This window comes from Pseudacidobacterium ailaaui (assembly GCF_000688455.1).
GTDB classification, from domain to species: Bacteria; Acidobacteriota; Terriglobia; order Terriglobales; family Acidobacteriaceae; genus Pseudacidobacterium; species Pseudacidobacterium ailaaui.
Map to the genome: position 1 here is coordinate 3,639,956 of NZ_JIAL01000001.1, position 10,987 is coordinate 3,650,942.

The following is a 10,987-nucleotide window of genomic DNA, read 5'->3' on the forward strand; positions in this document are numbered from 1 at the left end:
CAGCGTTGCTGCTAACCCAACATTTCCAGCAATTGTCCCATCGTCAAGCGTGATGGAGAAACGGTACCACGAGGGAGCGCAGGCCCGATTGCCAGCGCCTCATTTCTACCTTCAAACCATGCTAGAAATCTGCTGTTCTCGGCCCCGGAAAGCCGCTGCTGGTTGATCCAGGTATAGTACGCACCTATATCGGCATCGATAAGCGAGCCAGCCGGATCGGTTTCGATTTCTTGGTTCTGCCCGGCCAGCAGCTCATTCATGGGAAGCTGTCTCTGCCGAGGAGCAAATCGGACCAGTAAAGTCACGGGCTGCGCGCGCCGCAGGGCTTCACGTGCAGTCCACTGTGCAAAGGTCGTGCTGAAGATCTGCGTTCCAGAGCCTTCCGTAAGAATGCTGGCTTGAAAGTGTGCCAAAGGAGCATCTTTTATGGCATCCAGACCGATGTCTTCTGGGCGTGTTTGCGCCAGAAGTGTGCGTAACGCTTCAGGACCGCCGGTTCCACTGTGAATGACCGCCTGCATCCGCTTCAGGATGGCATGCCTGACAGGTGTAAGCTCAGCATAAGAGACCCTTGTCACGCGCGGATCTTCAAATGCAGCTTCTCCGCCGTCAATATACCAGTGCTGATAATTTTCCGGATGGCTAGCAGCGCGCGCCACGACCGTCTTTTGGACGGCTTCCCAGCCGTTGGCAGGATCCAGATTTGGAAAGAATGTTCCCAAAGGACGCAGCTTGCGGAAGACCGGGTAAGGACTGTCCGTGCATCCCTGCCCCACCAGAACAATGCTGAGCCTGGGAACAACTGGTTCCGGGTCGGGTTTTGCTTTCTGCCATGCCGCAGCATATTCATTCGCTGCAGTCCGAAACGCATCCATCTGGTGTGTAGACCAGAGATAGGCGGTCCATGCCTCACTGAAGGACTGGGGCTGCCTGACCCAGTCCATGGCGGCAAGCTTCTCTGTAACACGTATGGCTAGGAATCCCTGCAACAGCGAGTTTCGCTCTTGTGGCGAAAGGGAGTCCAGATAGGCAAATTGGTCACGAAGAATGCGCTGCTCCGCAGGAAAACGAACGTCATAGGCGATGACTTCTCGCAGCAGCAGCGGTGCCAGTGAGAGCGGTAATTGCTGGAACAGCTTTAGATGGGCAATTGCAAAGGCCCGTGCCCCAGGCGCATAAGATGCAAAGTTTGAAGCTGTCAACTCATTCGGTTGCATCTCAGGCAATCTCCGTAAGGGGAACACCTTTGCTATAGCGCGCCGAAAAACCAAGGCGTGCACCGATGGTCGGCACCAGGTCTATGGATTCGACAGGCCGGTCAATTACGATACCCTGCCGTATCCCGGGACCAAGCACCATCATCCACGTTGTGCGTGAAAGCGCATCTCCGGTGCGATGGTGCTGAAAACCGTTGCCCCCCGCGTCCATGTCGGAGTCGCGGCCGAAATCGGGAAGGACAAACATGGTCGTTCTGTCCTTGTACTCCGGTTCAGACTGGATGGTGTTCCAGATTTCAGCACAGAGCCGGTCAGAACGTTGAATTCCGCCGATATAGAGGGAATACGCTCCAGAATGAGCTATATCGATATCATGCAGCGTAATCCAGAGCAGACTGGGCGCCATCTGCCGCATCAGTTGCTTTGCGATATAAACCGAAAGCTCATCCGGACTGGCAAGACTCATCGCATGATGCACAAAATCATTGACTGAGAGCTTGAGGATGTCTTCCAGTTGCTGCATCTCCACTTCGCTGCCCGCAAGTTCCGGCGTGTAGAACGGCGTTTCGTAATTGTCGCGGAGCAGGTGCGCATAATCTATCGCCCCATGGGCAGGTAGCGCTGCCTGCAATAAATGCTTGGGCAGAATCACTCCCGCGCCCAGGCCTGCCCCATAAGAGCGATTGTTGCTTTCGCCAATGCGATTGAACCCGTTGCTTGGCGCTACTACCCATGCATCATGAAGGGGGCGCCTTAGGTCTTTACGAAAATACTCAAAAACAGTTGGGTTCTCCGGAGGTACAGCAGCAAAGTTATTAAATGTTTCGTAAACGCCAGTAGCAAGACTTGCAGTGGCTACGTAATGCCCCAGAATTCCCCGATTTACCACCTGCGCATAAAAAGTGGATTGCGGGAAAAGTGTTTTCACCAAGTTAGGAATGTTCTCCTGGCCTTCAGGTGCAAAGGTTTCTTCGTCGCGAGCGCCCCCCCCGAAGGTAACGACAACCACCTTCTGGTTCTTCAACTGTGCCAGTGCGCGCAAGGGAGAAAAACTAAAGACGGACGCCGCACTCGCCAACCCGGCTGAAGACCGCAGAAAATCGCGCCGGCTCCAGGCGATGCGCCTTGCTGCTTCACGCGCGTCAGAATGGTTGATGCTCATCAATTTTTTGACACCAGGAATGTTGTCACCTGCCTAAACCTTGCATTCAAATCATCTTTTTCCTGCTGGCTATATTTCTGTTGCAGTCCAATTTCCGCCTGCGCCTTTTCATGCTGCCCCGTGTGTGAATAGGCCAGCGCCAGCCGGTAATGCGCCTGCGAATACGCCGGCCTCAAAGCGATTGCTCTTTGCAACGGAGCCAAGCTGGCCTGCCAGTCCTTTTTCTGCTGCTTCAGCACTCCAAGCTGATAATACGACTCAGGAAACTTTGGATCAGCAGCAATCGCCTGCTGCAACAACTGGTTCGCCAGTGCCAAGTCCTGCTGATCGCTGGGACGGTGCAGAATACTTGCAGCAGCGTATGTGGCTACGGGAGCGTTCTTCGTGTGCCGCTGTGCAAAATCAACCAGACTGGAACAACCCGGGCTGTCATCCGGCATCAGACTGCAATCATGCCCCAGCAGGCTGGCAACAAATTCGTCGTCCGGATCAGAATTCAGCAACTGTGCAAAAATCGGCGCAGCCTTGGCGAACTCATTGTTCGAGTAATGCGCAATTCCAAGGGCCAGAAGCATACGCTTGCTGGCTGGGTAATGTTTCACTCCAAATTGAAAATACTGAATCGCCGGATCAAATGTCCAATGCCTCAAAAACTCGATTCCGGCAGTGTAGATGTTCTGCTCACTGGGATCAAGCTTGACCGCTGCCACGTAATGCTCGCCCGCATCTTTGTAATTTTTCTGCTTTTCGCAGATGTCGCCCATGAGCGACTGTGCTGCAGCGGACGTCCCCAGGTTCGAGGCGCGTGACAGAACTTCACCGGCTTCGTCATACTGCCCGGAGTCATAGAGCGCCAGAGACCAGTTATAAAGCAGATCATCATCCGGGGCTTTCACGCTCGCCGCTGTTGCAAACGCCTTCGCTGCTTCTGCCGGATGTTTCATCTGCATGAGTGCCAGTCCGTAATTGGATTGCGTCGCTGGATTTTTCGGATCGAGCAGTGCAGCGCGCCGCAGCACACGAACAGCATCTTCATTGCGATCCAGCTTGAGATAGACCGCCCCAAGGTTCGCCAATACCGGAGCGGAGGAGGGCCTCAGCTTGACGGCTTTTTCCAGCAACGGAGCAGCCTGAGCGTAATTTCCTTCTTCTGCGTAGATTTCGCCAAGCGACGCGCTGATTTCAAAGCTCTCAGGATACTTCGCTGCTAGCGAAGCGAGAATGCTCTCGGCCTCATGCAGGTGCCCTTCATCTTCGGCCTTCATCGCAGCAGCAAGTGATTCGGCATCCTTCGCAGCGGTCCTGTGTTGAGCAAGCAAAACAGGCATTCCTGCTCCAGACAAAATCGTGAGGAAAAATGCGGAAATGAAAGGCCGGAAAATCACCGAATCTGACGATCTCCGGCGGACAGATGATTGTCTGCCCGCCGAAGCTAGTGTAGCTCTTAGAAGTTGTACTTCAAAGAGAATTGGAAGAAGCGGGAGTCCGGAGTGTAGTTCTGGAAGAACCGTGCACCCGTAATCTGACCGCCATTCGGCCCAAGACCAGTGTTCGACGGTTCGCCATACCCAGGTGTATTGAGCAGGTTGAACACATCGGCCCGGAACTGGAGGTTCTGCTCGTGCCAGGTAGGGAAAGACTTGAAGAGCGATGAATCCACTCTTACATAGCCAGGTCCCATGACCTGATTCCGAGAAGAGCCAAGGTAAGCCAGTGCTGCACCCCCGCTCACTGTATTCGGAGTGCCATCGGATTTATAGGTGATGTCACTTGCCTTGGGGTTACGGAAGGCACACGGGTTGTACCAGTTATTCAACGTCTTTACTTTTGTTGGACAGGTAAAGCTGCCGCCATAACTGGGGTCTGGTGTTCCTCCACCCTTGAAGGGGTCCGCTATCCGGATAGCGCGAGCACTGGCCCCGGACGGATTGGATATGTTGCTTGAATAGACGGTGAACGGCTCGCCTGTCTGCGCACGGAATGTAAGACTTGTAGCCCATCCACCAAACAGGTAGTCGGCTGCCCCTCCGTGATTCATAAACCTGCGTCCTCTTCCAAAGGGAAGTTGATAATTTCCATTGAAGGTAAGACGATGACGCACGTCGAAGGGCGAGCTTGCATAATCAAGTCCAATGGGCACGATATTGGTGCCCCTATAGCCTCCATCGCCTGTGCTGCCAAGCGGAGTGGGAGCATCATCCAAAGAATGCGAGTAAGTGTAAGTTGTGAGGAAGCTCAGGCCATTCGACAAACGGCGCTCCAGTTTGGCCTGAAGCGAATTGTAATTGGAAACTCCCTGGTAGGAGTTATACGCCACACCCCCAAAATCCGGGAATGGCTGGAGTGGATTGGGTGTTGGACCATAACCGTTTGGTGCCAATGCCACCATTCCATTCGGGTTTGGAAAGACGAGCAGATGCCTTGCCAGTGAACCGACATAGCCAATGCTCGCCACCATGTTGTTGGTCAGTGCATACTCTGTGGAAAGGTTGAATTGCTCGCTGTAAGCGGTCTTGGCATGTGGGTCTCCACCGCGCAAGGCCGGCGTATTGATTGCATTTTGCAGACCTTGTGCAATCGCATTGCTGAAGCCGGTTTCCAGAGTAAAGCCGTTGGTTGGGCAAGTTCCTCCAGCAGTACAGCTTGTTGGAGAATTGAAGCTGGAATCAAATTCAAACGGGTAGTTCTCACCCAGGTTTGGGTAGTAACCAGCACTTTCCAGTCCTCCGAAGAAGATGCCGAAACCACCGCGAATGACGGTCTTATCATTCGGGCGGAAGGCGAAGCCAAATCTCGGAGCAAAGTTAAGGTTCTGTCCCTTCACAAGCGGATTGTAGTTACTATATTGCAGGCTGATGTTGTCCTTTGCTAAAAGATCCAGGAACTTCTGCGCCATGACAACATTTCTGCTTTTAGCGGGAAGAAGATAGACACCTGTTCCTCCACCAGCAGAAGGAGCATTGGTCGGATAAAAGAGGGCCTGGTGACCGTGCCTTTCTTCATAGGGCTGGAAATATTCATAACGGATGCCCAGGTTCAAGGTCAGCTTTGCATTTACCTTCCAGTCATCCTGAAAATATCCAGCATTGTCCCAGCGAACATCATCGCTGTTGAATACGTTGGATATGGCCGAGCTATTCATCAGGTTCAGCAGGAAGTCGGCCGCACCGAAGCCGGTATTCGGTGTCCCCACCTGGGAGGTATAGACGCCCGTGAAGTTATACGTCCCACGGGGCTGCGTAGGTTGCGTGGTGGAAAAGCGTACGTGTTGGATGCTGACTCCCATTTTTAAAGCATGGTTACCAGCAATTTTTGTCACGTTATCCAGCACCTGCCACACGTTGTCATATTCGTTGGAAATGTAGAACTGGGGCGACCCAAAATGCGACAAACCACCCACATTAACATAAGGCAGTCCGCCATTGCCGGGATTGTAGGGGATCCCGCCAAAGCCAAGTGATGTGGCAAAGTTGGGATCATATGCATGAAAGTTCTGATATCCGAAGTGGCCGTAGTTATAGCCAAACCGGAACTCGTTTGAGAGCGTCGGAGTGAAGATATGGGTTTCACTAAAGGCAAAATTTTCGCCTAAATTGATAATATTGCCGGTATCACCAAAGCTACCGCCATCCAGAGTTTCTCCCAGAGGCGCGGGATGCACGGCTGGATCATGCATGTAGCTGAACCGGGCAAACGTCTGGTCTTTTGAACTGATGTTCCAGTCCATACGCGCATCCCACTGCCAGGTGTTGTCCTGCGCGTTGCTTTGGCTGGTGTAGTTGTTATAGGTTTGTCCTGCCACTCCGACGTTCGGCATCGGATAGAGGTTTAGGATCTTTTGGGCTACCGCATCGATCTGGTTTGAGCAAAGAACATTTTGCTGACCGTTGCAGGACATTGGCGTAGTCCCAGCATTGGTCGTGCTCGGCTCATACAGAGTGACTGCGGTCCCGCCTGAGGTCAGCGAAGGATTTAGGAGTTCACTAAAGTTCCCTTGCCGCATCAAAGCAGTTGGGACAGTTTGACCGGAATGTGTTTCTCCAAAGATGATCCGGTTCGCTTCCACATCGCCGAAAAAGAACAGCTTGTTTTTGATGATGGGAAAGCCAAGGGTTGCACCGAACTGGTTTTCCCGGTACTTCGGCACAGTTCCCGGAGTCGCGTCAAAGTCGTGAATATCAAAGGCGTCGTTGCGGATGTACTCCCACAGGTCACCGTGAATCTCATTCGTGCCGCTTTTGATACTGGCGTTGATAACAGCACCTGCTGAGTGGCCAAATTCCGCGCTGTACGCGCCTGTCTGCACCTTGAACTCAGCCAGAGCGTCCGGTGGAGGCCGCACGATGAAGCTCGCGCCGTTCAAGAAGTCCACGACGTTGTTGTTGTTGTCCACACCATCAAGAATGAAGTTGTTCTGCTCGGCGCGCTGTCCATTGGCGTTGAAGTCGCCCTTGCCTGCTCCGCGCGAACCGCTCGGTGGCGCTGCGCCCGCTGCGAGTTGCGCAATAAACACCCAGTTGCGGCCATTTAGCGGAGTGTCATTGATGGTCTTGGTGTCCATCACCTGACCGGTCGAGCCTTCCTCGGTTTGCATCAAGGGCGGCGCAGTCGTGACTTCCACCGTCTCCGTGGCTGCACCAGGTTTCAGTTCAACATTCACAGCAAGGCGCTGTTGTACGTCCAAGTGCAGGTTCGATTGTGTTGTTGTCTGAAAACCGGGCGCACCCACTGTAACCTGGTAGTTCCCGATCTTGACTGGCGAAAAGGTATAGACTCCGCTCTGGTCAGTTTTCGTTTGTAACTCAAGACCAGTGTCTGTGCTTTTCAGCGTGACCTGGGCGTTCGGAACGACCGCGCCAGTAGTATCTGTGACCACGCCGGTGACTGAGCCTTGGTCCATCTGCCCGAGGGCAAGGCACGGGGCCAGAAGCAAGAAAACGATTGCTGGGAAAATTTTGTACAAGAGCCTACGCCACACGGCAGTAGGTCCATGGATCATACTTTGCATACACCAACCTCCCTGGAAAGTGTCTGTCTGGAACTGCATACCACTTTGCATCATGTTTACTTTCTTTCAGGCGCTTGTTTCATTCCACTTCATGCAGCCTGGCCTTTCGGTAGAGCGTCCCGTGATTTGTATCTGTCTGGTTACACCCTTTCTCCTTTCTCTACTTGCAATGTACGCGCGTACATTCACAAGTAAACGAATACATTTGATTTTTGTTCAACCTGCCTTTTCAACAAACGACCAGGATGAAACCGTTAACATTTCCCGGGGACCATATGTAGTGGAAGAGAAACACGATTGTCAATAAAAATTTTTATGGCATCTCTCTGAAGTGCCTGCCATACGATATGGAACATCTTCCTGCCATGCTATTTTCGTAGGCAAGCAATTTTCCCGGGAGCATACGTCATGAGACATCGAGGCTTGTTCATGTGTGGGTGGCTGTCCACAATCGTGCTGAACGCAATATTCAGTGTCCATTGCTTTGCTGCTCAGCAGCCCGCAAACAAGCATGATCCCCATCTACATGGCGCGTATCGCTTCGAACGCAACGGATGGACCTATGTTCATCTTGAGGGATCTCCGGAAGAAATTGGCTATGCGCACGGTTATCTGTTGGCAGACAAAATTGCCGATGCTTTGCAGGTTTTCAAGATAGAAGACCAGCACAGCACAGGTCATGACTGGGCCTTTTTTCGAAATACCGCCAAGACCATCCTCTGGCCGCACATGGATCCGGAATATCAGCAGGAGATTTCCGCGATTGCTCAAGGCGCACGCGCTCAAGGCGTCCATGTTGATGTGTGGGACATTGTCGCGCTGAATGGCACGATGGAACTGTCAGAATATTATGTTCCCTGGCTCAACAAACAGCAGCCCAGAAAAGATGCTCCAAAAGTAGATGCACCAGGAAACTGCAGCGCCTTTATCGCCACCGGAAGTTATACCAAAGATGGCAGGATTGTCATTGCCCATAACAACTGGAGCTCCTATGCAGAAGGCGCACGCTGGACCATGATCTTCGACATCCAACCGGAAAAGGGCCATCGCATCTTGATGGATGGCGTGCCCGGGATGATCACCAGCAATGACGATTTTGGCATTAACGATGCCGGAATCATGCTGAGTGAGACAACCATCTCCCAGTTTGAGGGATGGAACTCCCATGGCAGTCCGACGTTTATGCGCTCGCGCAAGGCGCTGCAATATGCAAACTCCATAGACGATGTGGCTTCCATTCTGCGCAAAGATAACAATGGCGGATACGCAAACGATTGGCTGATTGGCGATCGCAAAACCGGAGAAATCGCGTATCTAGAACTTGGGCTGAAAAACACTCCGCTGTGGCGCACAAAGGACGGATATTTTGTGAGTTCAAACTTCGCCCGCGACCCTAAGCTCATCCAGGAGGAAACCAGCGGTTTCAACTACAACGACCTCTCAACTTCGCCCAATGCGCGCCGCGTGCGCTGGGAACAGCTTATGTCCACAAACAAAGGGAAGATCGACGCCGACGCTGCGGGCCGTTTCCTTAGCGACCATCAAGACAGTTTTCTAAAAAAGGAAATGGCGGACCAGCGCAGTCTGTGCGGACACGTGGACACAGTAAAAGATGGGATTCCGCAATGGGACTGGCCACCTTATTTCCCTGGCGGGGCCGTGCAGGGAAAAGTCACAACCAGTGAGTTGGCTGCTCAAATGAGCATCATTGCGCACGCCGGGCATCCCTGCGGTGAGGACTTTTTGGCCAAGCCCTTTTTATCTGCACATCCTGAATTTCAATGGATGGCGCCCATTCTGCGTGATATGAAGGCCGGGCCCTGGACTACCTTTACCGCAGGTGAAAAGGCACAATAAGCGGCAGAAGATCCGCTCGTATGATGGCGGCCATGGTCTGGCCGCCGCAAAGTTTCCGCGCGGTTCAATATTCGATTTTGTCAGGGTTTTCCGTCCAGGCCTGAAAGCTCTCCCATGCCTCCTCGCGCAGCATTTCAATCTCCGGGACCTTACGCTTTTCTCGCGGAAGCGCAATCTGCTCGTAGAGGAATGCATCGGCAAAGTGGATGCGCGCCGCATCCTCTGCGCGGTTTCCATAATAGATGGCCTGAATATGTGCCCAGTAGGACGCAGCCAGGCACATTGGACAAGGCTCGCAACTCGTAAAAAGCTCGCAGCCATTTAGATTGAATGTGTTCAGGTTCCGACATGCATTGCGAATGGCCACAATTTCTGCATGTGCTGTGGCATCGTTGGTGGCGGTCACTGAGTTTGCGCCTTCGCCCACAATCTGGCCATCTTTCACAATGACGGCCCCAAATGGTCCCCCTCGATTGCTGCGAACATTTTCCGTAGCAATCGCAATGGCACGCCGCATGAACTGCTCTTTCAATTCCCTGCACATACTCTTTATCGTAAAGGCCCGGCCTGGCTGCGTAGTTCCCTGAGCGGATAAAAGGTGCCTCTCCAAACAACCCCTCCACGTATAAGCGTGATCAGCATGGAGCGGACCAGGGCATAAAGAATGAACACCGCGGCGATAGGATATAAAACTACATAGGCAGAGCGGACGCTGGTGATCTGCTGCCCGAGATAACGATACATGGCCACAGCGCAGACCAGCACAAGCAACGAAGACAACGGCGCAGAGCCAGGTCCAGCAACAGCCAGCAAAGGCACGAAGCAGAAGCCAGCAAGGGCCATACAGACTGCAAGCAAAAGGAATGGATTGAACCGAAAGACAGCAAAGATGTTTTTTGTGAGGTTTTTTACAATCCCCATGACCCCGGAAGCCCAGTGGACGCGTATCAGATTGCGACCAAAAACAAAACGCTGGCGGAAGCCGTGTTGTTTGATAAGAAATCCGAAACGAAGGTCTTCAAGCACCTCCATCGGCAATGCATCAAAGCCTCCAATGGCATCATAAACATCGCGCCGCACAAGATTAAAAGCGCCGATTCCCACAGACTCTCGGCTCTTTTTGTCGGCAATCTTCCATGGACGCCAGGTAAGAAAGGAAAGCAGCTGGATGGCAGAAAGCACCATGCGTTCGCCAAAGCTTCTGAGCACCAATGTAGGAAACAGCACAAGATGGTCAGCCTGGTTTTCTGCCCATACAAGAGCGCGATGCAAACACGTCTCCTCAAAAATTACATCGCCATCCGTAAACAATAACCATGGCGCAGTGGCCTGCCTTGCGGCTACTGCCATGGCATGGGTCTTCCCCATCCACCCTGTGGGCAATTCCCTGATATGAATGACTCGGATGCCCGTGTGAGCTGCAACACGTTCCATGATGGTGCCGGTCGCATCCTTTGAGCGGTCATTGACGGCAATAATTTCGAGGTTAACATTGCGCTGGGCAAGCAGGGAACGCAAAGTTTGCTCGATGGACTGCTCTTCATTGCAGGCCGGAACGATGACAGAAACAGAGGGCCTCACTAGAGGTACATCCGACCTGACCTCTGCCGCAGTCAGAAGATTGGGCAGGCGCGGAAGGTGATACAAGGCAACCGAGGTCCGCCAAAGCCAAAGAAACGCAATCACCCAAGCAAGTACCAGAAGAGAAAAAGACAGCATTGTCATTAGTATGACAAAACAATG

Annotated in this window: 7 protein-coding genes; 1 reads left to right on the plus strand and 6 read right to left on the minus strand. The window is 52.8% G+C overall.

The genetic code is table 11. The annotated features are described in order from the left end of the window. Positions 1–11 precede the first annotated feature (11 nt). The 4 genes from N655_RS0116230 to N655_RS0116245 all read right to left on the minus strand — a co-directional run bounded on the left by N655_RS0116230 (position 12) and on the right by N655_RS0116245 (position 7,279). Positions 12–1,217, minus strand: coding sequence for a hypothetical protein (locus N655_RS0116230; RefSeq protein ID WP_026443828.1), 1,206 nt, complete (start codon positions 1,215–1,217; stop codon positions 12–14). Between the two features lies 1 nt (position 1,218). Then, entirely contained in the window at positions 1,219–2,379 is a 1,161-nt protein-coding gene (locus tag N655_RS0116235) for an alkaline phosphatase family protein (RefSeq protein ID WP_026443829.1), read from the minus strand. Then, on the minus strand, positions 2,379–3,707 hold the full coding sequence (locus N655_RS0116240) for a tetratricopeptide repeat protein (RefSeq protein WP_155987633.1): 1,329 nt from the start codon (positions 3,705–3,707) through the stop codon (positions 2,379–2,381). The genes N655_RS0116235 and N655_RS0116240 overlap by 1 nt, the downstream gene beginning before the upstream one ends. Before the next feature lie 116 nt (positions 3,708–3,823). After that, a complete protein-coding gene (locus N655_RS0116245; protein WP_238324804.1) occupies positions 3,824–7,279 on the minus strand; it encodes a carboxypeptidase-like regulatory domain-containing protein in 3,456 nt (1,151 codons plus the stop codon). A gap of 561 nt (positions 7,280–7,840) precedes the next feature. Between N655_RS0116245 and N655_RS0116250 the strand changes: the two genes are divergently transcribed. Then, positions 7,841–9,244 (plus strand): C45 family autoproteolytic acyltransferase/hydrolase, encoded by a 1,404-nt coding sequence (locus N655_RS0116250; protein WP_238324805.1) that lies wholly within the window; start codon positions 7,841–7,843, stop codon positions 9,242–9,244. A gap of 64 nt (positions 9,245–9,308) precedes the next feature. Here the strand turns inward: N655_RS0116250 and N655_RS0116255 are convergent, their stop codons facing one another. Together N655_RS0116255 and N655_RS0116260 are read right to left on the minus strand one after the other, a co-directional pair. Next, positions 9,309–9,788, minus strand: coding sequence for a nucleoside deaminase (locus N655_RS0116255; RefSeq protein WP_044934922.1), 480 nt, complete (start codon positions 9,786–9,788; stop codon positions 9,309–9,311). A gap of 5 nt (positions 9,789–9,793) precedes the next feature. Continuing rightward, a complete protein-coding gene (locus N655_RS0116260) occupies positions 9,794–10,963 on the minus strand; it encodes a glycosyltransferase family 2 protein (RefSeq protein WP_162173572.1) in 1,170 nt (389 codons plus the stop codon). Positions 10,964–10,987: the final 24 nt, after the last annotated feature.